Consider the following 22,755-nt stretch of genomic DNA (forward strand, 5'->3'; position numbering starts at 1 on the left):
ATGGTTAACTTGTGAATAGAAAGATAGCTCCGGTCACCAATAGGTTGATCAGAGAAAGGGGTAGTAGGATTTTCCATCCATACTCCATGAGCTGGTCGTACCGAGGGCGGGGAAGGGAGGCTCTTAGCAATATAAATAGCAGTATAAATCCGGTAGTTTTAAGTGTAAACCAAAGAATCGGCGGTAAAACTGGGCCTAACCATCCCCCAAAAAACAAAGTGACGACCATGGCAGATATAAGGGTAATGCCCAGATATTCTCCAATAAAAAACATTCCGAACTTCATTCCCGAATATTCTGAGTGAAACCCTGCTACCAGTTCACTTTCGGCCTCGGGAATGTCGAAAGGTAATCGGTGCGTTTCGGCTATGCCTGCGATTAAAAAAAGGACAAAGCCTATAGGTTGGGTAAGTACAAACCAGTAGTCCTGTTGGGCCATAACAATATCGGTCAGTCGAAATGAGCCTGTAAGCATCACTACACCCATCAGGGATAATCCCATGAAAACTTCGTAGCTGATCATCTGGGATGCCCCCCTCAGTGCGCCCAGTAATGCATACTTATTATTGGATGCCCAGCCTCCCAAAACGATGCTATATACGCCCAAGGAAGACATGGCCAAAAAGAAGAGTAGGCCGATATTTAAGTCAGCAATGAGTATTTCGGGGGCAAAAGGTATCACAGCGAAGCTCAACAATACGGTGGCCGCAATAATGGCTGGTGCCAGGACAAATATTTTGCGATCGGCAAAGGGAGGGATCCAGTCTTCCTTAAAAAATAATTTGAGGGTATCGGCCGCCACAATTAACAAGCCTAAAGGGCCTGCCCGATTCGGTCCGCATCGGTCCTGCCAGAGGGCTAGCATCCGCCTTTCAACCCAGATTAACAGCGCTGCTGTCGAGGTAAGGCTGAATAGCATTCCTGCAATCAATAAAATATAGTTTAGGGTCTGACTCATGACGTTTCAGGGTTTATTTTTCCAAATGAAGGCCATTCAATTCCCGTTAATCCCATAATCTGATAGGGAATTCCTGCAATTCCTTCGGGCATTTCGGGGTGAATTTGTACCGTTAGGGTAAAGGTTTTTGCTCCGATTTGTAATTTGGCCTCTATATCCGGCTCCAAGCCATAACGAGTGGCCTCCAAAACGGATAGAGCCAGGTAAGGCTTAGGCGCAAGTGAGGCAATGCCGGGAGATAGACTACTAAGCCATTCTGAGCCGAAAATATGTACGAAGGGTACCAGTTCAATATCCCCATTGGATATGTTTTCGGGTTGCTCAGCCGACCAACTGACAGGGGTTTGTACCGGGCCAGGGAAGAGCCTGAAACCATAAAAATTTTCCTTAAGTTCTCCATTGAAATCTTGCTGATATTGGTTTACCGCCTGTCCTGAGTTCCACGAAGGGGCCCAATAATATGGAGCTAGGGGTGCAGGAGGTAATCCCCTGTATCCTTCCATGGTAAATCCATAAGGGCTATGAGTGTCAACAGGAGGCTTGGGTTCGCTTATCGTCAAATGAGCTGACATAGCAGTTCGTCCGCTAAAACGGTGTGGTTCCCTAGGAATCTTTTGTTCATGGATTAGGTACCCAGGCTTTGGCCCAACCCTATCTAACCCTGCAAATTCTGGAAGAAGCTCAATAAGTTCGCTAAGGAGGTCGGGGTGCTGATCCAATTCTTCCACCTGGAGCCCACCTTTTATCTGTCGTAAGTCGTTAAGCCAGCTCCATGCCGGTCTGATCGCCTCGCTGCCAGGAACAAATACTGCATAATATCGTTGCCCCCGTCCTTCACTATTAACGAGGGTGCCCGATGATTCTGCAAAAGTTGTCGATGGGAGCACGATTGTAGCCTTGGAGGTTGTGCCATGATGAATCTGATCAATTACAATTAGATGTTCTATCCGACTGAGGAAACCGTCAACCTTTTCTAGAGGAAATTGCCGATATAGGTCTTGCTCGAGTACAAGCACTCCATCTATGGACTCATTTGAGGCTCTGGAGAATGCTTTTTCAATGGAAGGGGCTTGCAACAAGGCCAGGCCTGTACTATTACTCTCCGGGAGGATCAGTGCTAGGTCTGTTTTCTGGTCCTGCTTATTCAATGCCAGGGCGATACGATAGGCTGCTTGTAGGATCTGTTCGTTGAATAAACTCATGCCGGAAACAATTAAGGGGCGTTTAGATCTCTTTAACGTTTGAGCAATTGCCATCAAATCCGCATGGTTCTGATTCGAGAGTGAGGCAGGAGGACTGTCGGGCTGCTCTAACAGCTGGGCCAAGGCGAATGCCCAGTCAGCGATAGCATTGGGGGCCAGGTGGTTAGTATGAGTCGCCAGGTCGTCTAGTTTCGTAGATCTTGGATAGGCAATGTATAGCGGCCCTGATTGATCCTGGATTTTTTCTCTCAGGGCAGCATCATTCCAGGAGGGAACCCGAATGGACTCAGCCTCTTCTAAGGGTTGATTTCTAAGGGCTTGTCTTAGGGATAGCGCTAGTCTGGGGGCACTGTTGGTAGGGTCTTCACCTAGTATCAGTACGGCATCTGTTCTTTCTATATCCGCCATTGAAGGAGTATGGATCGTACCCGATTGATTGATGGCAAGAATTTTTTTGGTAAGCTCAGTTTCAGGCTCGGACAGGCTTTGATAAAAATTCTCTACTCCCACCAGTTGGCGAAGGGCGAAATTGGCCTCCAGGGAAGCTCTAGGAGACCCTATTCCTATCAGTTTATTATTAATCACAATTTCAGAAAGCTTATTAAAAAGTATTTCAGGGGTGGCTACCACATTATCAATAAGTGGTTCCGGGATCCGTTGGGGCTGGTTGCTGAAGTCGTATCCATAGCGGCCCCTGTCACAAAGGAAATACCCGTTTACAAATGGATTGTGCCGGTTAGTAATCTGTCTTAAGCTACCATAACGTTCGCCAGCGATGACATTGCAGCCCAAACTGCAATGTGGGCAAATGGAAGGGGCCATGGTCATATCCCATTTCCGGGTATAATGTTGGCGAAGGGTTTTATCCGTGAACACTCCTGTAGGGCATACCTCTGTCAGGTTGCCGCTAAATTCGTTTTCGAGATTGCCTTCATGGGCTCTGCCAAAGTATACCAGATCATGAGCGGCAAAAACATCTAAATCCCTCCCCCCTGCATACTCTTTGTAATAGCGTACACAGCGGTAGCACTGGATGCAGCGATTCATTTCATGATGTATGAGCGGGCCCAGATTCTGATTGAGGTGGGTTCGTTTAGGATAATTATATTTTCTGTAAGCATGTCCGGTCAGTACGGTCATATCTTGAAGATGGCATGCGCCCCCTTCATCACAAATCGCACAGTCATGTGGATGGTTGGTCATAAGCCATTCGATATTCTGAGCCCGGAAGGCCCGGGCTGAGGCATTGTTTACGGAAATATAAAGTCCATCGCGCACGGGTTCCATACAGGCCATCATTAGTCTGCCACGGGTGTCGTTTACATCTTTGAAGACTGTTACGGCACACTGCCGGCAGGCACCAACAGATCCCATGGCCGGATGCCAGCAAAAGTAGGGCAGCTTGATGCCTAGGGACAGACAGACTTCTAGCAGATTTTTGCCTTCTGCAACGGTGTATGGAATGTTATCTATAGATATATCTGCCATAATTTAGTGTCGCCAAGGACAGCGATGGTATGTGATATGATTCTCAAAATCTTCTCTAAAATATTTTAAAACACTTTGTAAGGGCTCCATGGCCCCTGGTGCCAGGGCACAGAAGGTATGCCCAGGACCCAATTGCTGGCAGTGGGTGGACAACAACTCCAGGTCATAGGGGCTTCCCCTCCCTTCCTCAATCGAATGCAGTATTTTTTCTGTCCACGGCAATCCTTCTCGGCAAGGCGTACACCAGCCGCAGGACTCCTGAGCGAAAAAATGTTCCAGATTATGGACAAAGCCAACAGGACAGGTACGGTCGTCGAGGACGATCATCGTTCCAGTTCCTAGTCTACTACCGGCTGCTGCTACAGATTGATAGTCGAGGGCTACAGACATATGTTGATGGACCAAGAAATCGGTGGAGGCTCCACCGGGCAGGGCTCCTCTGAACTGGTAGCCATCCTGCATTCCACCGGCATAGTCTTGCAGTAACTCTTCCATAGGAGTCCCCATCGGTAATTCCCATAGACCCGGCTTTTTGACGTGCCCACTGACCCCGTAGAGCTTCGTTCCAGCGTCTTGCCCCCTGCTCAGACTTTTGTACCAATCGGGGCCATTATTCAAAAGAGGGGGAAGGTTACAGAGGGTCTCTACGTTATTGACAATGGTAGGCTGGCCGAATAGTCCGCTGATTTGAGGGAAAGGAGGCTTGCTTCTGGGAGTAGCTCTCTTCCCTTCCAGGGCATTGAGCAGGGCTGTCTCCTCTCCGCAGATGTACCTTCCCACGCCTGTGTGCAAATACATTTCTAATCCATATCCGCTTTTCCTGATATTAGAACCGAGGTATCCCGCCTCATAAGCCTCTGCAATAGCTCGGTCAAGTAGTCGGGCTGCTTTTCTATAGGCCCATCGTAGAAACACATAGGAGATATCTGCTTGAATGGCATAGGCGGCTATCATCATTCCTTCGAGGAGTTGGTGGGGGTTCCCCTCCATCAGCATGCGATCCTTGAAAGTCCCTGGTTCCATTTCGTCGGCATTTGCGATCAGGTATTTATGGCGATAATCTCCAGTCATAGGAACAAAGCTCCATTTCATACCTGTATTAAAACCCGCCCCTCCTCTTCCTTTGAGGTCTGACTCCTGCACCAAGGCGGTAATTTCTGCTGGAGGCAGGGTAAGGCATTTGCGAAACGCCTCATAACCCCCTACTCTTTCATAGTCCTTCAGGTGGAAGGCGGGGCGGTTAAAGCTGATATGTTGCGTTAAGGGCTTTTCCATGGGGCTACGGATAGGTGCTTAATATATGCGCTAACTGCTGAGCCTGAAGCCTGGGGTAGGTGTCTTCATCGATCATCATGGCAGGGGCCTGGTCGCAGGCTCCTAAACATACGTTGGGTAGGAGTGTGAAGCGCCCATCAGCAGTGGTCTCTCCAAATCGGATGTGTAACAGATCTGAAAGAGTTAGATAGATTTTTTCGTAACCCATGACATAGCAGCTGATGCTGTCGCATAACAGAATGACATGCCGCCCTACTGGCTCACGAAAAATAAGGTTATAAAAGGTTGCGATGCTATCCAACTCCGCTGTAGACATGCCTAAATGATCGGCAAGAAGTGTCAGGGTGTCGTCGGATATCCACCCCCGATGTTCCTGGACAATCTTCATAGCCTCAATGCAGGCCGCTCGGGGTAGGGGAACACGAAGAATTTCCTTTTCTATCGCAGCGATTTCACTATCAGTAAGCGATTGTTTAGCTTTCATCAATCTATCGATTTTAATGACTTATCGATCAATATCGGCCAGTACATAATCCATACTTCCTAATATGGACAGCAGATCGGAAACCGTATAACCCTGGCTGATATAAGGAAGCATCTGCATATGAGGGAAAGATGGTGTACGGATTCGTACCCGATAAGCTGAGGTATTACCGTCGCTGATCAGATAATAACTGTTGGCGCCCTTTGCGGCTTCTATGCAGCTCATGGCTTCTCCCTGAGGGATCACCGGCCCCCAGCTTACCTGGAGGAAATGCGTGATAAGCGTTTCTATATCCTGCATGGTATTCTTTTTTAAGGGAGGGGTGGTGAGAGGGTGGTCGGACTTATAGGAGCCTTCAGGCATGTTTTCAAGGCACTGCTTAACAATACGTAAACTTTGGTTCATTTCCTCCACCCTTACGAGGGCCCGATCGTAGCAGTCTCCATTTTGTCCTGTAGGAATATCGAATTCAAAATTTTCATATCCTGAATAGGGCCGAGACTTCCGGAAGTCATATGCCATCCCGCAAGCACGTAGGCCGGCACCAGTGACGCCCCATTCAATAGCCTCTTCCAGGGTATAAATGCCAATCCCTACGGTTCTGGCCTTGAAAATACTATTGCGAAGTACCATTGCCTCGTATTCCTTTAATCTCGCTGGAAAGTACTCAACGAAGGTTCGGACCAGGCTATCCCATCCCTGGGGGAGGTCCTGGGCAAGTCCACCAATTCGGAACCAGTTAGGATGCATGCGCGCCCCGCAAATCGCTTCTATGATATCGAAAATTTTTTCCCGATCGGTGAACATATAAAAAACGGGAGATAACTGTCCAAGATCCTGGGCGAAGGTGCCATACCATACCAGGTGGCTTGCAATTCGGAATAGCTCACAGAGCATAATTCGGATGACTTCCACTCTTTTTGGAACGCTGATGCCTGCCAGCTCTTCTACTGCGAGTAGGTAGGCCAGGTTATTCATTACGCCTCCCAGATAGTCTATCCGATCGGTGTAGGGGATATAGGTATGCCAAGACTGTCGCTCACCCATTTTTTCGGCACCCCTATGGTGAAAACCTATGTCTGGTATGGCATTTACGATCTCTTCTCCTTCTAGTTGCAACATAATGCATAACACGCCATGGGTTCCTGGGTGCTGCGGACCTAGATTCAAAAACATATAGTCTACATCTGACCGCTGCCGCTCTAGCCCCCAGTCTTCGGGTTTGAACATTAAAGATTCTTGTTCTTTTTCCTGTTTTTCATCCGTAAGTTTGAATGGACCCATATCGGTGGCTCGGGCCGGATGCTCTTTGCGCAGCGGGTGTCCTTCCCAAGTGAGAGGCATCAGAATACGACGAAGATTAGGATGACCGTCGAAACCTATGCCAAACAAATCGTATACTTCCCGTTCATACCAATTCGCATTTTGCCAGAGCGAACATATGGATGGGAGGTGTGGATAGGCTCCGTAAAGAGGTACCTTAACTCTTATGAAAGTGTGTCGGGAATAGGAGTACAGGTGATAGACCAGGGTGAAATCGACTTTTTCTACAGCATTTTGGGAGTTTGCAGCCCTACTTCGTTCGTCGATGGCGGTGAGATCGTATAAGAATAGGAAAGGGTTACTCACCGATCGCTTCAGATAGCTGAGAAGGCGCAATAATATTTGGGGGGACGTAAAGACTTGAAGCATATTTTTCCCAATCAGATGATCCTGAAAATCTGGACTATCCGCCTGGAGGGTAGCATTGACGGGTCGGGAAGAAGACGACCCGATATTTCCGCCAAACTCGGCATAAAGCGCTGCGATTAAGCTTGCGTCCGTATTCATCCATTTTTCTGTTAAGACTCCATCATTATCATGAAAGCGAATTTATATCAGATGGAATCTGGTGAACGTAATTCTGTCCAATTGCTGCGACTAGAACTCTTTTCTATTTTCATGTTTCGGGGTTCCGGCTTGATGATTCCCTGCGGACCCAGAGCCCAACTTAATGGACGTTGCTCCTTGCCAACTGAGTCGGCAAGGAGGGTAAGTCCATAGAGAAAGGCATCGGGACGGGGAGGACAACCTGGTACATATAAGTCAACGGGTAAAAATTTATCCACGCCTTGTACCACGCTATAGATATCATACATGCCGCCGGAATTTGCACAGGAGCCCATAGAAATTACCCATTTAGGTTCCATCATCTGTTCGTGAAGCCTTTTGATGATAGGTGCCATTTTAACGAATACCGTACCGGCAATCACCATAACATCCGCCTCTCGGGGGGTACCTCTGATTACCTCCGCACCAAATCGTGCCACGTCATATTTGCTGGTCAGGCTCGTGGCCATTTCTACGAAACAACAGGATAGTCCAAAATGAAAAGGCCAGATGGAATTCTTACGGCCCCAGGCTACCAGGTCCTGAAGAGAAGTAAGCATGATGCTTTGTTGCATTGCTTCGGGGAAACTGCCGGTTCCAGCCTGTGTTTCTCCGGGATCGTTAGGACTGCTCAACCACCAATTCATCATTACTGGGTTTGCTGTTGACGTTTTTTATAGGCTGCCAATATCTTTTTTCCATTTGGACCAAAATCCAGGGCTCCTATGCTCCACTCGTATAATAATACTGCGAAAAGGAGCCCCATGAACAGAAGCATAGCCCAATATCCTGACCAGCCCAACTCCGTGAAAGCCAGTGCCCAGAGGACTATAAAGACAACTTCAATATCAAATATGACGAAGAGCATAGCTACCAGATAAAATTGTGCAGAAAATCGTAGCCTGGCACTTCCCGTATGTATAATTCCCGACTCATAAGGAGACTCGGCTGCTTCCCCGCTGTGGCGCTGACCTAAGTAATAAGAAAGGCTTAGTATCAGTGTCAGCAGTAGAAATACTAATACGGCATAAACCCAAAAGAGCCAGTCCGGAGTAAGTGAAGGGGTTTTGTCGGGCATAGTGTTCCCTTATTAAAAAATGAACCCTTTTGAGAAACGGTCTTTCTTAAACGTACTCACCCAATGGGTGTACCAAAAATTATATTCCGGTAATGTAGTGCTTGAGATTACCTATGATGTATTCCTGGTCTTCGATAATATACTTGACCACGTCACCGATGGATATGATGCCAATGAGTTTGTCGTCATCAATGACAGGAAGATGCCTGATAAATTTATGCGTCATATATTCCATGCACTCTTCTATAGAGGTGTCTGAGGTCACGGTGGCTGAGTTGACCGTCATGATCTCGCCTATTTTTACATTCTTAGAGGAGAGGCCTTTTAATATAACCTTACGTGCATAATCCCGTTCCGTTAAGATTCCAACAAAATTCTCCTGTTCCATTACCAGGAGCGCACCGATGTTTTTCTCTAACATCAGCTCTAGCGCTTCGTAAACAGTGGTCTCAGGATTAACTGAGATCGGCTCTGTTTTCTTTTGTTCGAGTATATTCCTAACTTTTCCCATAATGAACTCCTTTCTATATTAGATGAAGCACTGAATCAGGTAAGTATAAATCTAAACTAAATCGAGCTAAAAAGCTAATATTTAAAGAAATATTTGGATTTTAAATTTATTTAAAATCTGCGGCACCGCTGCCTAGCTTATGCCCTGATCAAGGAATAAGAAGACGATCTTACTTAGGACTGGCGGGAATCTTACTCTTGCACTATTAAGACCTGGACTTCAGGATTAAGACTTGACTGCGCGCCCAGATATGCAGTGACTTTTATACGGACCAGAGTCCTTTAATTTTTATTGATTAAGCAGCCAATGGCTTCTGTTTTGCGGATTAGAATGGGGTTGCCTTCTAGACTCGCCTGTATGGCATTGCGTAAATATGCCGCCGTGGCTTTAGGGCGATTTTTCCCTAAAGCATAATACCAGTTATCAATCGCGCCCTGATAGAGGATAATTCCAGAAGCATTTAATAGAATGGCTTCAGGCATGGTATTGGCCTGATAGCGTTGCGTTAATCTTAGATCAGGATCTGGTTGCCCAGTCATTTTTACATTATATTTTTCAAAAAAAGCGGTGATTTCCTTTGTTGAAACGGTGTAAGAAGGGAAAACTGCTTCGAAGGAAACAGGTCGGTCATTGAAGTCGCCTAGCAGACTCCTTATTTCATGCATATAGGATTGAGTTACCGGACATTCCGTATCCAGGAATAAAATGACTTTAAGGCTTCCTTCAGCCGTGGCCCTACCGGATTGCGCAAAACCGAATAGGGGTAAGAGCCCTAGCACAAACCCCAACCATACCCTTGAGTGTACAGGATAAGCATGAAAATTTCGACCAAAAATATTTATCTGCGGATTAGTAGCCATAATATAGTTCTAAAAAATATACACCATAATGCCCGGGTACACGAGCTATTATGGTGTATACAAGTTAAAGAATGTTTGCCGTTTATGCTAGTAAACGCGCCAGGGCCTCTTCTGTTTGCTTTATATTAAAACGACCAATTTCCTGATCCATTCTCTGACTAATTTCCATATTTTGCAGGTTTCCGATGCTGCCTTCGTGACTGTGCTTCAAGTCTCTGGAGGCTTGGTAAGAGCCATCAGCAATCTCGGTACCCACCTGTCGGTAGGCATCTCGGAACGGGACTCCAGCAATTACCAGCTCGTTAACCCGCTCCACACTGAATAAAAGGTCGTATTTGGGGTCGGCCAGAAGATTTTGCTTTATCTGCATATGCTCCAACATGAAATTTGCAATGTCCAGACAGTCCATAATCTCATCCAGAGCTGGCATGAGTATTTCCTTTAACAGTTGCATGTCTCGATGATAGCCAGAAGGGAGATTGCTTAATACCATGGTCACTTCCATAGGTAAGGCTTTCATGCGGTTGGTTTTCGCCCTTAACAGCTCGGCTACGTCCGGATTTTTTTTATGCGGCATTATACTGCTGCCTGTAGTCATATCATCGGGTAAAACGATGAAGCCAAAATTCTGACTGTTGTAAAGGCATACATCCATGGCTAGCCGTGAAAGGGTGGCTGCCAGGGAAGCTACTGCAGTAAGCGCCGCTTGTTCGGTTCGGCCTCTACTCATCTGTGCATACACTACATTATGATGCATGCCTTCGAACCCAAGGAGTTCGGTGGTCATCTGACGGTTGAGGGGAAAGGAAGAACCATAACCTGCTCCAGATCCAAGCGGGTTACGGTTGGCTAATCTATATGCGGCTTGCAGCTGTACCACATCATCGATAAGTCCCTCCGCATAGGCTCCGAACCAAAGGCCAAATGAAGAAGGCATGGCAATTTGCAAATGTGTATAGCCAGGGATCAGATCATTTTTATGAGAATTGGATCGGCTGATTAGGGTTTTGAAAAGCTTTTCTGTAGCCATTACCACTTCCGTTAATCTCTGCCGGGTAAACAGCTTCATGTCCACCAAAACCTGGTCATTACGAGAACGCCCGCTATGGATTTTCTTTCCAGTGTCCCCGAGTTTGCGGGTCAGCAGGAGTTCCACCTGAGAGTGAACATCTTCCACGCCATCTTCGATTAAAAAGCTGCCGTCTTGAGTTTGTTGGTATATGGCTTTAAGTTCGTGCTGCAGTTGAGTAAGCTCCTCATTAGTAAGCAGCCCAATTGATTCCAGCATTTGAGCATGGGCCAGATTGCCTAGTATATCAAATTCAGCCAGATATAAGTCCAGTTCCCGATCTCGGCCTACTGTGAAGCGATCGATTTTTTCGGCGGTGACTGTATTTTCTTTTTGCCAGAGTTTCAAAATATATGCGGTGGTTAGAGTGTAATAGGTAGGGCAAGGCCTTCAGTGAAAACACTTTGCCCATGGATAATTAAGGTACAAAACTAAGTTGATTTTTGCAGGAATGGAATTAACTGACTTTCTTTTCCTTTGTATCAGTTGCAGTCCTGGTAACTTAGCTCCTGACCTGCAGCAGGCAATATCTATTCCGGTCGGGCAAAGAGAAACGCTGCATTATTGTACCAGGCGACGGATAGCCACCAGACGTTTTCTATAATAAGCGGCATCGATCATATCATAACGGATGCCTCCTTTAAAAGCGGAATGAATGAATCGGATGGAGGGACCCGATACATCTGTAATGATCCCCACATGGCCAATATTCTTACTGCCACTGCGTTGCCCGTTAAAAAAGACCAGGTCTCCTGGTTTGGCTTCTTCTAATGGGATATTAGCTCCATGCTTGGCTTGTTGTGCACTGGAATGAGGAAGTAATATATTAAATTGATCGTAGCAATATCGAACGAAGCCTGAGCAATCGAATCCTTTTTTGGAAGAACCTCCCGAGCGATAAGGAATGTGAAGATGTTTGGATGCAAACGCCACCAGATGGTCGATGGTAGTAAGGCTATCGGACTTAGTCGTAGATATGTTTTGTGCTTGTAAAGTCGTTTGAGAAAGTAGCAGTACTGATGCAATGAAAAGTATGCGGCAATAGATCATAATATTCATACTTAAGTGACGATGCTGGGGTTAGGAAAAGGTCCCGAATCGCTCAGAACCCTCATAGATACGCTTGTATCCTCCTGCACAAAGATAAGAAGGAAATGAAACGGAAATGCCCTTCTCACATTTTTAATCGCCCCCACCTGGTTTTTTACTACTTTTGCAGTCTGAAACAGCAATAAAAGATCGCATGAATAGCTCCGAACGGTATTTACAACGTGGCGTGTCTGCCTCCAAAGAAGATGTCCACAAGGCCATAGAAAAGATTGATAAGGGTATTTATCCTCAGGCATTTTGCAAAATTGTGCCCGATATTCTGGCAGGGGATCCTGCCTATTGCACGGTGATGCATGCCGATGGGGCTGGAACAAAAACCTCCCTTGCTTACCTGTATTGGAAAGAAACGGGAGACCTTTCGGTTTGGAAGGGAATAGCTCAGGACGCAATTGTAATGAATACCGACGATCTGCTTTGCGTGGGTGCCACCGGCCCCATGCTCTATTCTTCTACGATTGATCGGAATAAAAATAGAATCCCCGGGGAAGTCATCGCCCAGATTATCAATGGTGCCGAAGAGGTACTGGATATGCTGCGCAGCTACGGAGTGGAAATCTATAGTACAGGTGGAGAGACCGCCGATGTGGGCGATTTGGTGAGAACCATTACCGTTAACAGCACCGTAATCGCGAGGATGAAGCGCTCTGAGGTCGTCGACAATGCCAATATCAAGGCTGGAGATGTTATCGTCGGACTGGCGTCTTATGGCCAGGCTACTTACGAAAATGAATATAATGGCGGAATGGGTAGTAATGGGCTTACTTCTGCCCGGCATGATGTATTAGGGAAATATCTGGCCGATAAGTACCCTGAAAGCTTCGATCCGGAAGTGAATAAAGAATTGATATACAGCGGGACCAAGAACCTGACGGATCCTATTGAAGGTGCTGTTCTGGATGCGGGTAAACTAATTCTGTCTCCTACCCGTACCTATGCTCCTGTGGCTAAAGCATTATTGGATCAAATGCGGGGCGATATCCATGGAATGGTACATTGCAGCGGTGGAGCCCAAACGAAAATACTTCATTTCGTAGATAAGCTGCATATAATTAAGGATAATATGTTACCGGTACCTCCACTATTTTCTCTTATCCAGAAGGAGAGTGGTACCGATTGGCAGGAGATGTATAAGGTGTTTAATATGGGACACCGACTAGAGCTCTATCTCGACCCGGCTAAGGCACAAAAGGTGATTGAGATCTCTGAGTCCTTTGGGATTCCAGCCCAGATTATCGGAAGGGTTGAAGCTTCGGATAAACGCGAGCTTACCATTAAGAGTGAAAATGGAACCTTTTATTATCAATAGCAGCATGAAACCCGGGGCTTGCGTTTTTCAGGATATTTCCCACCGATGAATTAACCTAGGGGCCAATACAATTTCTCCGGGGCTCCCTTCCCTTGTAGTCTGGTGTCCTTATGGATTATCGCTAGGAAGCATATATTCGCCCCGACAATGGTCTGTTTAGGGAATAGATTAAAACAAAAATAACCGGAAGGCCCAGGCCTTCCGGTTATTTTTTTGAGGTAGATAGAGTTCAGTATAGCCTCCGCCTCATACTACCACATGATAAGTAGGATCCTCAATGATGTTGACATCTATGACTTCATTAGCATTATGAAGTAAGGCGCGGCAGTCGGGACTCAGGTGCTTCAGATGTACTTTTTTGCCGGCTTTATGATAGCGTTCAGTAATTCTGTTCAGTGCTTCTATACCCGACATGTCGGTAACCCGGCTTTCTGAAAAATCAATTATTACTTCGCTCGGATCGTTTAAAACCTCAAATTTTTCGTTGAAAGCCGTTACAGAACCGAAGAATAAAGGACCATAAATCTGATAATGCTTAACACCCTTGTCGTCTACAAATTTCTTGGCCCTAATACGTTTGGCATTTTCCCAGGCAAAAACCAATGCTGAAATAATTACCCCTACGAGCACGGCAAGAGCCAGGTTATGTAGCAATACGGTTACGGCTGCTACCAGCATACCCACAAAAATATCATGGCGGGGCATGCGTCCAATCATTTTGAAACTAGCCCATTCGAAGGTTCCTATAGCCACCATGATCATTACTCCTGTCAAGGCTGCCATGGGAATTTGTTCGATCAGTCCCGAGCCGAACATGATGAAGGTTAGTAAAAGCAGTGACGCCACAATACCGGAAAGTCTCGCTCTCGCTCCTGAGGATATGTTGATAAGGCTCTGGCCGATCATAGCGCATCCACCCATACCAGAAAATACGCCCGACAGCATATTTGCTGCTCCCTGGGCTACCGCCTCTCTGTTCCCACTACCACGGGTTTCCGTTATCTCGTCTATCAGGTTCAAGGTTAATAAGCTCTCGATCAGACCCACTCCGGCAACGATGGCAGCATAGGGGAGTATTACCTGTAGGGTTTCTAGTGTAAAAGGCACTGAAGGGATGTGAAAAGGAGGAAAACCACCTTGAATGGAGGCTATGTCTCCTACGGTTCTTGTGTCTATATCCAAGCCAATGACAATAGCCGAAATCGCTAGAATTGCCGCCAGAGATGATGGAAAGGCTTTGGTAATTTTGGGGAGGCCCCAAATGATCAGCATGGTAATCAGCACCAGGCCTAGCATGGTGTACATCGCGGAGCCTGTGAGCCAGGATGCATTTCCGTCGGCATCCAAGGTTTGGAATTGAACGATCTGGGACATGAAAATAACGATGGCCAGTCCATTTACAAAACCGAACATAACGGGATGTGGCACCAGCCGGATGAATTTCCCTAACTTCAATATCCCTGCCAATACCTGGATCAGGCCAGCAAGCACTACCGTAGCGAAGATATACTCAACTCCGTGGGTTTTGGCCAGCGCTACGATCACTACTGCTACCGCGCCGGTAGCTCCGGAGATCATACCCGGACGGCCGCCAAATATCGAGGTGATAAGACCCATCACAAAGGCAGCATACAAGCCCGTGAGTGGCGATAGCCCTGCAATCAGGGCAAAGGCTACTGCTTCGGGTACCAATGCCAAAGCCACTGTGAGCCCCGATAGAATTTCTGTTTTATAATTTACTTTTTGTGAGAAATCAAAAAGATTTAAATATCCATTCATAAAATGAGGAATATATTATTTGAGTAATAGAATAGTGAAAAGCACACACGGCTCTGAAAGAAAACAAGACCGTAACAGATCTATTCATGCAGAGGCGATGCGAAATGATCAGACCAACTTGTGTGAAAGTCTATAGACATGCTATTCAGTAATTTTTATTCAGTACCATTTTGTACTGCTACCTTATAGCATTCAATGATTTGTATTCAGGGTGGAGTACCGTTTTTCATGAATAAATTTTGGATAACGTAAAAAGGAGGCTTAGGTGAGTATGACAAAACTAATATTTCATCAAGTCCCGAAGCCTAATAAAATCAAATTATTTTGGTTGAGTAAATAAGAAGCATTTCATTCTGTCTGCTATCCCAAATTTTCCGCAAGTTAACATTTTTAAATGAAAAGGCTTTACAGTTAGGTGATTAATCAATCGATAATGGTTTTATCTTCCTATCTGATGCTGGCAGGAGGCGGGAATATAGGATTGCGGTATCCCTGAATAAATAGATGTTAATAAAGTTATAATTAGTATTATTTTAATAAAAAACTGTATAGTGTAAGGCCTCTGAAAATCTAATGCAAAAGAAAGACAGTCGTTTTAAGTTGCTTTTTTACTCATCCTATAGGATAACTTCTCTCCAAAATATGTTAAATTGACCATTGAAATTGACCATTGAAATTGACTGTCTCCTAATCCATTGTAATCCTATGGCTTTTAACACGACAATTAACGATCGGCTTCGAGAGGCATTACAGGCCGTCCCTCTGTTAGAAGAACGACATATGTTTGGAGGGGTATGCTATATGGTCGATGGTAAAATGTGTATCGGCGTGGTAAAAGATGAGGTTATGTGCCGGGTAGGACCAGAGCAGTATGAAGCCTGCTTAGAAAAACCAGGATGCCGGGAAATGGTCTTCAGTGGCAGACCGCTTCGAGGATTTGTTTATGTATCGGATGCTGCCATGCGCAGCAAACAGGAGCTGCAATACTGGATCGACCTATGCCTGGCCTTCAATCCTATTGCGAAACAATCCAATAAAAGAAAATCCAAAACGAAGGACTCAGCGATTAAAGTTAACCGCTAAGCTCTTAGAAGGTATCAACGATCTTTTTTCGTGAAATCGGGAAGGTTGCTCCTTCGGGCATAGGGAAAGGAGTCAACCTTTGAGAGACTATAGTAAGTGTTCAGGCCCGAAACACCCACATGATCCATCAGCGAAAGATCGATGTAGCCTAAGTCATTGATGGCATTGTCGAAAATCTCTATATGCAGAATCTCCCCGATGAGCATGCTGGTTCCATTCACTGGAATGGAGATTTCTTCCAGAAATTTAAGACCGATTTTTACCTGACTTTCCGCTACAAAAGGTGCAGGAAAGTCGAAGAGAAAGGCTTCGGTAAGTCCGCATTTTTCGAATTCTGATTCATCCTTTTCAAATTTTACGGAAGTAAAATGGGCATTTTCTGCGAAGCTGCGCTGTACATGATTGATCGTATAATACCCCGTTTCCATGATATTCTCATAGGTATGCCTGCGTACATCCTGGGCGGGGCGTAAGATCATGCCCAAAAGGCCTGGGTTACTCCCCAAGTGGACCACAGAACTAAAAATAGCCAAATTAGTCGCTCCATCGGAAGATATTGTTCCAATGAGGTTGGCAGGTTTAACTCCTGAAACAGAGTTAATGATATTGAGACGCTTAACCTTGTCAAGGTTTTGAAGTTCTTCCTTAGAATAATGCATGCACAGATGGCTTTTTGGTGAGATGAATGAAGTTGGTCAAAGCATGGGTCGACTGCTAAGACTAATAGAATTTAGATTAAATAAGTTTCTGAAATATTTATATTTTAAAGGTATGGACGGTTTGTAATCTTCATTTCATTGCTTACTTTACTGGTCAATTGAACTAAAGGAAATATGGAAAACAGGCAGTCGTTACAGAATTTGCTGGATACACTTCATAAGAAAGTAGAAATAGCGCGTTTGGGAGGTGGTACCAAACGAATTGATGCACAACATAAAAAAGGGAAATTAACCGCCAGGGAAAGGATCGCCTATTTGATTGATACCGATTCTCAATTCTTAGAAATTGGTACCTTAGTGGCCGACGGTATGTATGCCGAAGAAGGGGGCTGTCCGTCGGCAGGAGTAGTAACAGGGATAGGTTATGTGGCGGGTCGCCAATGCATGATTGTAGCCAACGATGCTACTGTAAAAGCGGGGGCCTGGTTCCCTATCGCCGCCAAAAAGAACTTGCGGGCCCAGGAGATAGCCATGGAAAATCATTTGCCTACGATATATCTGGTAGACAGTGCGGGGGTATTCCTACCTATGCAGGCCGAAGTGTTCGCTGATAAGGAGCACTTTGGCCGGATATTCCGTAATAATGCCCAAATGTCAGCCATGGGTATCGTGCAGATTTCCGCTATCATGGGGAGCTGCGTGGCTGGAGGAGCCTATTTGCCTATTATGTCGGACGAAGCATTTATCGTTGAGGGAACAGGTTCCGTTTATCTGGCGGGCTCCTATCTGGTGCGTTCCTCAATAGGCGAAGTAGTGGACTCCGAAACCCTAGGTGGCGCTACCATGCATTCTGAAATATCGGGTGTTACCGACAACAAGTTTCCCGACGATCAGTCTTGCTTAGACGCCATCCGTTCACATATGGACAAGATAGGTGCTCCCCAACAGGCTGGATTTAATAGGAAAGAGGCTAAAAATCCGGAAAAAGATCCCCAGGAAATTTATAATATACTACCCGCCGATCGTCTTAAGCCCTATGATATGAAGGATATACTTCGCTGTATTGTAGATGCATCGGAGCTAGAAGAATATAAGCCCGATTACGGGAAAACGTTAATTTGTACCTATGCCCGTGTAGATGGTTGGGCGGTAGGCATAGTGGCTAACCAGCGTACTATCGTAAAATCAGGGAAAGGGGAGGTGCAGCTGGGGGGAGTAATTTATGGAGAAGCGGCAGACAAGGCGGCTCGATTTATCATGAACTGTAACCAGAAAAAAATCCCATTAATTTTCTTCCAGGATGTCACCGGCTTTATGGTAGGAAGTCGGGCCGAACAAAGTGGGATCATCAAGGATGGTGCTAAAATGGTAAATGCTGTAGCCAACTCTGTGGTTCCTAAATTCACTTTTATTGTGGGGAATTCATATGGTGCAGGCAATTATGCCATGTGTGGAAAAGCCTATGATCCTCGTCTGATTTTTGCCTGGCCTACTGCGCAAATGGCCGTAATGAGCGGAGCAACTGCTGCCAATACCCTACTGCAAATCGAAACAGCCAAGCATAAAGCCAAGGGAGAAACCATTACGCCCGAGGCTCAAAAAGAGTTGTTGGATGAAATAACCAATCGGTATAATGATGAGTTATCTCCCTATTATGCCGCTGCTCGTCTGTGGGTTGATGGCATCATCGATCCTGTGGAAACACGCCAGATTATTTCGGAAGGAATTAAAGCAGCTAACCAAGCGCCCATACAGAAACCCTTTAATGTAGGCGTGATACAAGTATGAGGAAAAACTTATTTGGTTTTTTAGTTCCTTGTCAGCCTATGCCAGACATACTCTAAATTGTATTTGAATATGGGTTTCCATATAGGTTTAGACATATCCCATTTAAAGTAGAGGCCTTCTAAATCCTTCGGATCTAGAAGGCCTCTACTATTACAAGGTTTTGAGCAGACTCCCAATTGCCACATCAGTTGCAATATTCTTCGTTTTCAATATAAGGAGAAAGGTAGTGTAGGCTGACTCTCTATGCCTTAATATCCATCAACATTTCATCGGTAATATTCTCTTTTAGTTTAAAGGCCGCTACGTTATCCGTATAGGAATGAAATAGCTGCTCAACTACCTGCAGGTTCTTATGAACCCCATCGTAGATCGTATTCAATGACTTTTCCAATTGCTGGTCATTGATATTCATATTTTCGGTTTCTATCACACCAATTTTTTTTAGTACTGCGGTTTGGCTGTTCTTAAGATCTTCTACCTCCCGGAGGATCTTCTCCATGGTCTTGAATTTTTCTATTTTATTCATAGTTGTAAATATTTTTATGTAAAATAGTAAATTATAGAGTAAGATCCATGGTCTTTGTGGAATACTTTCAGACTGATTTGCTAAAATGATGGCTCAAGCCTGTCCTGGCCCTACGACTCCGCTGGCCAGAAGTTTGGTAGCGGGAAGTTATAACTTCAGGATGGTAAGCTCAGTCATTTTTTCGCCAAGAATAGTAGCCCTTGGGGGGGTGAAACTGGATTGATATATTGAATTTAAAACCTAAATCTATTTGCTTCGATCTAGCTTTTTATCCTTCAAGAGAAGTTTTTCCTCGGCTTTGGAAACATCTTTCATCATGGTAAATTGATCCCTGATTTCGCCGTCGGAGCATACCCATTTCAGCTCCAGCTGATTGCCTTGAATTTCAAGTACTACTGCTCCTCCGACTTTATTTTCTGAATAATACATAGCATTATGAGGGTAACCATCCTTATGGCCACCTAATGCACCTGATGATCCGCTTACCACATAGACCGTACCTTGATTATTATTGCTATTCTTAAGATAAGGCGCCGAATTTTTGCTGGTATTATACAGTCCTGTAGAAGAGCTGATTTCGTGCTTTTTAGGGTCGTAGGTCTCTTCCATTCCATAATGGCCTTTAATTAACCTGCTTCTCTCATACACATGGCTATGTCCACATATGATCAGATCGACTCCTAAGTCCTCCAGTACTTTAATGAAATTCTCCCGTATAGCCACTAGGTCATCCTCGGTGTCTGAATTGTGAGACCCCATGGTATATGGGGGATGGTGCCAGTAGGCCACAACCCATTTACTTTTATTTGCTTTAAGATCTTCTTTTACCCATTCGGCCTGCCCACTCAATACGTCGTACATATAAGTGTCGTTGGCATCCTGACCATAGCTATCCAGGGATAGAAAGTGTGTGTTACCTATGTCGTAGGAATAGTAAGCCTGGGTACCCGAGGGCGTACCTCCGCATTCCCCGGCGGTGGGCATAGTGAAATTCTGGAAATAAGCCATTTTATGCTGATCCTTAAATGAAGCAGATGGGTAGTCCCGATAGTCATGATTGCCCGGAGAGGGGAATACGGCGTATTTTTTTAATAAGTTATCCTTGTAGTTGTTGAAAAATTTTAATTGATATTCCGCGTCAGAGCCGTCTGAGTAGGCGTTATCCCCCATTAAAATCCAGGCTGTTAATGGTTTGTCGGCAATGTATTGTTCCATGGCATTGCGCACCTTAATTTGGTTGATGGAGTTATTGCCACAATCACCGAAACCGGCTATGCGAATGAGCTGATCGCTTCCATATTCCGGTAAGGTGACAAAATAATTATCCTCGTTTCCTTGTAAGGTGGTGTCGGCCAAATTCCCAATGGTATAATAATACTTGGTATTAGGTTTCAGGTTATTCAGCTCAATTTTATGTTCGGCCACCAGGGTCGAATCGTCAACAAAATATTCGGGTTGGTTAAATTTGGTTCCATACATTACCCGACTTCGGTCATATACATTGGTTCGCCAGCGTACTGTGATACTGGTAGGGGTTGCCTTCTGGAGATAGGGGCCCCGCAATAGTTCGGGTTGGGTCCCCATTAAGAAGCGCCGGGAAGAGTGTTTGATCTTACTTATTTCATTGGCGGTCTGGCCAAAAGAAACGAAGGCCATGCACAGGAAAAATGCTGTAGAAAGTAATTTCATGGGTCTAAGGGTCATTGAGGTCTAATTATTATCGGTTAGTGATTCTATAAATAAGCAAATATCTTCTTTTTCAGTCGCTGTTAGGTTGAGGGGTTGGGCCGAAAGGGTTTGATTGGGGATGTTAAGCCCGAGCCCCGCTCCACCACCTCTGTCATAAAATTCAACGACTTCCATTAGGGTATTGAATGCGCCATTATGCATATATGGAGCAGTTTTCGATGCATTTCGCACAGTTGGTGTTTTGAAGGCCCCGTCGTAGTATTTTACTTTATACAAGTCATATCGGCCACGATCGCTATCTATTATCGGATTTTCTAAATCTGCATGGGCAGGTGACCCTAATATCTCCACTTCCGTAACATCAAAATGCGGGGGTAGTAAGCCGTTGAAGTATGGGGAAAAATGACAGGTTCCACATTGGCCTTTTCCCATAAATATATTGAAACCATTTTTTTCTCTCTCCGTTAGCGCCCCGGAATCCCCGTTCATATAACGATCGAATCGGGAGCTGTGGGGTTGTAAATTAGTAATGAAAGCCGCCAGGGCCATCCCTATCTCCGAGAGACCGGCTTTCCCATGGGGTAGTTCGGGAAATGCCTGAGCGAAGGCCACCTGATACAAACTATCGGCCAATAATTCTTGAGAAATTCTGCTTATTTTACCATCCATTTCGAGAGGGTTGAAAATAACCTCCTCGATCTGGGCTTCTAAGCTTGCCGAACGGCCGTCCCAAAACTGATTATGTTGAAAGCCTGCGTAAAGTAGAGTGGGTGTGTTTCTTTTTAATATGGAATCGAGGTGTATGGCCGCACTTTTTTTGAGGTTATCGTTAAAATAATTATTTGGCTGGTGGCAGGTCGCACAACTCACCTTGCCGTTTCCTGATAGTGAGGTGTTGCTAAAAAGTTTCTTCCCTAGTTTTATCCTCTCATCTAGTACTTTCCCGCTCGGTAATGCTGACTGAATACGAATCGCATTAGTCGAAAAAAGATGGGGTCGTTCGTAATTCAGATATTTTTGGCTATGGATTTCTAGTTGCCAACATCGAATAGCTTCGGTTAGCATTGCTTGTAAGGGCAATGCATATTGCCGCAAGAATTGAATCCTATCGAAACTATTAAAATCAGGGTTTTGCCTTATAAAGGAAAGGGTACTTGTTAATTGTTGAGCCAATTCCGATGATATTTGATCAGATTGAGCCTCTAAATAGGGTCTTAAAATGGTTTCTAGGGTTTCTAAGGAAACAGCAGCTTCTAGCACACCTGTTTTCAATTCGGGGGCGTCGTATCCGGAAATTGAAAGGGTCATTACTCGAATCAAATCTACTTTTAGACTTTCTAGTATTTGACTATCGGTAAGTTCAAAGTTGTATAGAAGGGCGGTTAACTGCGAAGCAGTACTATTTAAGAGTCCGGTCTGGAGTAAAAGCTCCGACTTATGATCAAAAAAACTTTCATCCGCCAACAAGGATTCAATGGCCTGTAACCCCATTGCTTCTATATATTCCAAAGTGGGTTCTTCCACCTCAACCACGGGAGCCGCATTGATCATTCTCGTTTCGTTTTTGAAAAAATAAGAAGTGAAAAAGTCAATTTTTTTGTAGGCGATTCGGCATGACGCTAATTGAGCCAAAGCTTGGTTCCTAGAGACTGTGTCGGCTGACAACTTACTGATCTGCTTTTCTAGCCGTTGGGTTGTTTCATAAAATGCCTTCGCATGGGTTCGATAATATTTCAATGTCGCTTCCGTTCCTATCCTGCTGTGGGCCTCATGGGAATTTTCTGTCTGAAAGGCGATCAGAAGAATGGCAGTGAAGATCAGGAAAAGTTTTAAAATCCGATTCATTACAGTTAAGACATGCTGAGATAATACGGCATAATAACTGAATGTGACCAATTTTTTATCAAGTATTATTTTTCTGCCAAACTGCCGCCCATTCAGAAACGGGGATATATTTCTATTGGCCCAAAATTCTGGGCATAAAGTTAATTATTGCCAGATGCCGCTTTTAAGACCTTATT

The 22,755-nt window shown here is 45.1% G+C and carries 19 protein-coding genes; 3 read left to right on the forward strand and 16 right to left on the reverse strand.

Going from position 1 to position 22,755, the window contains the following annotated elements; genetic code table 11:
- Positions 1-4: 4 nt before the first annotated feature.
- From nuoH to X939_RS0108485, 11 genes are all read right to left on the reverse strand, one after another.
- Positions 5-958, reverse strand: a complete 954-nt coding sequence (nuoH, locus tag X939_RS0108435; RefSeq protein WP_025762824.1) for an NADH-quinone oxidoreductase subunit NuoH — start codon at positions 956-958, stop codon at positions 5-7.
- On the reverse strand, positions 955-3,648 hold the full coding sequence (nuoG, locus tag X939_RS0108440; protein ID WP_025762825.1) for an NADH-quinone oxidoreductase subunit NuoG: 2,694 nt from the start codon (positions 3,646-3,648) through the stop codon (positions 955-957). The genes nuoH and nuoG overlap by 4 nt, the downstream gene beginning before the upstream one ends.
- A 3-nt stretch (positions 3,649-3,651) precedes the next feature.
- Positions 3,652-4,923: an NADH-quinone oxidoreductase subunit NuoF gene (nuoF, locus tag X939_RS0108445; RefSeq protein WP_025762826.1), complete on the reverse strand. Its 1,272-nt coding sequence runs from the start codon at positions 4,921-4,923 to the stop codon at positions 3,652-3,654.
- A 4-nt stretch (positions 4,924-4,927) separates the two neighbouring features.
- Positions 4,928-5,407 (reverse strand): NADH-quinone oxidoreductase subunit NuoE, encoded by a 480-nt coding sequence (nuoE, locus tag X939_RS0108450; protein ID WP_025762827.1) that lies wholly within the window; start codon positions 5,405-5,407, stop codon positions 4,928-4,930.
- Positions 5,408-5,428: 21 nt separating this feature from the next.
- A complete protein-coding gene (gene nuoC / locus X939_RS0108455) occupies positions 5,429-7,237 on the reverse strand; it encodes an NADH-quinone oxidoreductase subunit C/D (protein ID WP_025762828.1) in 1,809 nt (602 codons plus the stop codon).
- Between the two features lie 47 nt (positions 7,238-7,284).
- Complete coding sequence (locus tag X939_RS0108460; protein ID WP_445447073.1) at positions 7,285-7,926, reverse strand: NADH-quinone oxidoreductase subunit B; 642 nt, start codon at positions 7,924-7,926, stop codon at positions 7,285-7,287.
- Positions 7,926-8,354, reverse strand: a complete 429-nt coding sequence (locus X939_RS0108465) for an NADH-quinone oxidoreductase subunit A (protein WP_025762830.1) — start codon at positions 8,352-8,354, stop codon at positions 7,926-7,928. The genes X939_RS0108460 and X939_RS0108465 overlap by 1 nt, the downstream gene beginning before the upstream one ends.
- Positions 8,355-8,433: 79 nt before the next feature.
- A complete protein-coding gene (locus X939_RS0108470) occupies positions 8,434-8,865 on the reverse strand; it encodes a CBS domain-containing protein (RefSeq protein ID WP_025762831.1) in 432 nt (143 codons plus the stop codon).
- A gap of 281 nt (positions 8,866-9,146) precedes the next feature.
- Complete coding sequence (locus X939_RS22225; RefSeq protein ID WP_025762832.1) at positions 9,147-9,725, reverse strand: thioredoxin domain-containing protein; 579 nt, start codon at positions 9,723-9,725, stop codon at positions 9,147-9,149.
- 82 nt (positions 9,726-9,807) lie between these two features.
- Positions 9,808-11,142, reverse strand: a complete 1,335-nt coding sequence (gene argH / locus X939_RS0108480; protein ID WP_025762833.1) for an argininosuccinate lyase — start codon at positions 11,140-11,142, stop codon at positions 9,808-9,810.
- Positions 11,143-11,355: 213 nt separating this feature from the next.
- Positions 11,356-11,853: a C40 family peptidase gene (locus X939_RS0108485; RefSeq protein WP_025762834.1), complete on the reverse strand. Its 498-nt coding sequence runs from the start codon at positions 11,851-11,853 to the stop codon at positions 11,356-11,358.
- Positions 11,854-12,037: 184 nt separating this feature from the next.
- Here X939_RS0108485 and X939_RS0108490 point away from each other — a divergent pair, with 184 nt between their 5' ends.
- Entirely contained in the window at positions 12,038-13,210 is a 1,173-nt protein-coding gene (locus tag X939_RS0108490) for an AIR synthase-related protein (RefSeq protein WP_025762835.1), read from the forward strand.
- Between the two features lie 246 nt (positions 13,211-13,456).
- Here X939_RS0108490 and X939_RS0108495 read toward each other — a convergent pair whose 3' ends face one another.
- Entirely contained in the window at positions 13,457-14,989 is a 1,533-nt protein-coding gene (locus tag X939_RS0108495; RefSeq protein ID WP_025762836.1) for a SulP family inorganic anion transporter, read from the reverse strand.
- Between the two features lie 705 nt (positions 14,990-15,694).
- On the opposite strand from X939_RS0108495, the gene X939_RS0108500 reads away from it, so the two are divergent.
- The gene (locus X939_RS0108500; protein WP_025762837.1) at positions 15,695-16,072 is read left to right on the forward strand and encodes a TfoX/Sxy family protein; all 378 of its coding nucleotides are present in this window, start codon (positions 15,695-15,697) and stop codon (positions 16,070-16,072) included.
- Between the two features lie 14 nt (positions 16,073-16,086).
- On the opposite strand, the gene X939_RS0108505 is transcribed toward X939_RS0108500, so the two are convergent.
- Positions 16,087-16,731, reverse strand: a complete 645-nt coding sequence (locus X939_RS0108505) for a flavin reductase family protein (protein ID WP_025762838.1) — start codon at positions 16,729-16,731, stop codon at positions 16,087-16,089.
- 174 nt (positions 16,732-16,905) lie between these two features.
- Here X939_RS0108505 and X939_RS0108515 point away from each other — a divergent pair, with 174 nt between their 5' ends.
- Positions 16,906-18,519: an acyl-CoA carboxylase subunit beta gene (locus X939_RS0108515; RefSeq protein WP_025762839.1), complete on the forward strand. Its 1,614-nt coding sequence runs from the start codon at positions 16,906-16,908 to the stop codon at positions 18,517-18,519.
- A 241-nt stretch (positions 18,520-18,760) separates the two neighbouring features.
- Here X939_RS0108515 and X939_RS0108520 read toward each other — a convergent pair whose 3' ends face one another.
- The 3 genes from X939_RS0108520 to X939_RS0108535 all read right to left on the reverse strand — a co-directional run bounded on the left by X939_RS0108520 (position 18,761) and on the right by X939_RS0108535 (position 22,579).
- A complete protein-coding gene (locus tag X939_RS0108520) occupies positions 18,761-19,045 on the reverse strand; it encodes a hypothetical protein (RefSeq protein WP_025762840.1) in 285 nt (94 codons plus the stop codon).
- A 246-nt stretch (positions 19,046-19,291) separates the two neighbouring features.
- Positions 19,292-20,734 carry a purple acid phosphatase family protein gene (locus tag X939_RS0108530; RefSeq protein WP_198034380.1) on the reverse strand — a complete coding sequence of 481 codons (1,443 nt, stop codon included), beginning with the start codon at positions 20,732-20,734 and terminating at the stop codon, positions 19,292-19,294.
- A gap of 21 nt (positions 20,735-20,755) precedes the next feature.
- Entirely contained in the window at positions 20,756-22,579 is a 1,824-nt protein-coding gene (locus X939_RS0108535) for a cytochrome-c peroxidase (RefSeq protein ID WP_025762842.1), read from the reverse strand.
- Positions 22,580-22,755 lie beyond the last annotated feature (176 nt).

It is taken from the genome of Dyadobacter tibetensis Y620-1 (genome assembly GCF_000566685.1).
GTDB lineage: Bacteria > Bacteroidota > Bacteroidia > Cytophagales > Spirosomataceae > Dyadobacter > Dyadobacter tibetensis.

What these genes read in the sequence shown, in the direction of transcription:
- nuoH (WP_025762824.1), bottom strand. Translation starts at nt 958, where the DNA reads ATGAGTCAGACCCTAAACTATATTTTATTGATTGCAGGAATGCTATTC.
- nuoG (WP_025762825.1), bottom strand. Translation starts at nt 3,648, where the DNA reads ATGGCAGATATATCTATAGATAACATTCCATACACCGTTGCAGAAGGC.
- nuoF (WP_025762826.1), bottom strand. Translation starts at nt 4,923, where the DNA reads ATGGAAAAGCCCTTAACGCAACATATCAGCTTTAACCGCCCCGCCTTC.
- nuoE (WP_025762827.1), bottom strand. Translation starts at nt 5,407, where the DNA reads ATGAAAGCTAAACAATCGCTTACTGATAGTGAAATCGCTGCGATAGAA.
- nuoC (WP_025762828.1), bottom strand. Translation starts at nt 7,237, where the DNA reads ATGAATACGGACGCAAGCTTAATCGCAGCGCTTTATGCCGAGTTTGGC.
- X939_RS0108460 (WP_445447073.1), bottom strand. Translation starts at nt 7,926, where the DNA reads ATGATGAATTGGTGGTTGAGCAGTCCTAACGATCCCGGAGAAACACAG.
- X939_RS0108465 (WP_025762830.1), bottom strand. Translation starts at nt 8,354, where the DNA reads ATGCCCGACAAAACCCCTTCACTTACTCCGGACTGGCTCTTTTGGGTT.
- X939_RS0108470 (WP_025762831.1), bottom strand. Translation starts at nt 8,865, where the DNA reads ATGGGAAAAGTTAGGAATATACTCGAACAAAAGAAAACAGAGCCGATC.
- X939_RS22225 (WP_025762832.1), bottom strand. Translation starts at nt 9,725, where the DNA reads ATGGCTACTAATCCGCAGATAAATATTTTTGGTCGAAATTTTCATGCT.
- X939_RS0108485 (WP_025762834.1), bottom strand. Translation starts at nt 11,853, where the DNA reads ATGAATATTATGATCTATTGCCGCATACTTTTCATTGCATCAGTACTG.
- X939_RS0108490 (WP_025762835.1), top strand. Translation starts at nt 12,038, where the DNA reads ATGAATAGCTCCGAACGGTATTTACAACGTGGCGTGTCTGCCTCCAAA.
- X939_RS0108495 (WP_025762836.1), bottom strand. Translation starts at nt 14,989, where the DNA reads ATGAATGGATATTTAAATCTTTTTGATTTCTCACAAAAAGTAAATTAT.
- X939_RS0108500 (WP_025762837.1), top strand. Translation starts at nt 15,695, where the DNA reads ATGGCTTTTAACACGACAATTAACGATCGGCTTCGAGAGGCATTACAG.
- X939_RS0108505 (WP_025762838.1), bottom strand. Translation starts at nt 16,731, where the DNA reads ATGCATTATTCTAAGGAAGAACTTCAAAACCTTGACAAGGTTAAGCGT.
- X939_RS0108515 (WP_025762839.1), top strand. Translation starts at nt 16,906, where the DNA reads ATGGAAAACAGGCAGTCGTTACAGAATTTGCTGGATACACTTCATAAG.
- X939_RS0108520 (WP_025762840.1), bottom strand. Translation starts at nt 19,045, where the DNA reads ATGAATAAAATAGAAAAATTCAAGACCATGGAGAAGATCCTCCGGGAG.
- X939_RS0108530 (WP_198034380.1), bottom strand. Translation starts at nt 20,734, where the DNA reads ATGAAATTACTTTCTACAGCATTTTTCCTGTGCATGGCCTTCGTTTCT.
- X939_RS0108535 (WP_025762842.1), bottom strand. Translation starts at nt 22,579, where the DNA reads ATGAATCGGATTTTAAAACTTTTCCTGATCTTCACTGCCATTCTTCTG.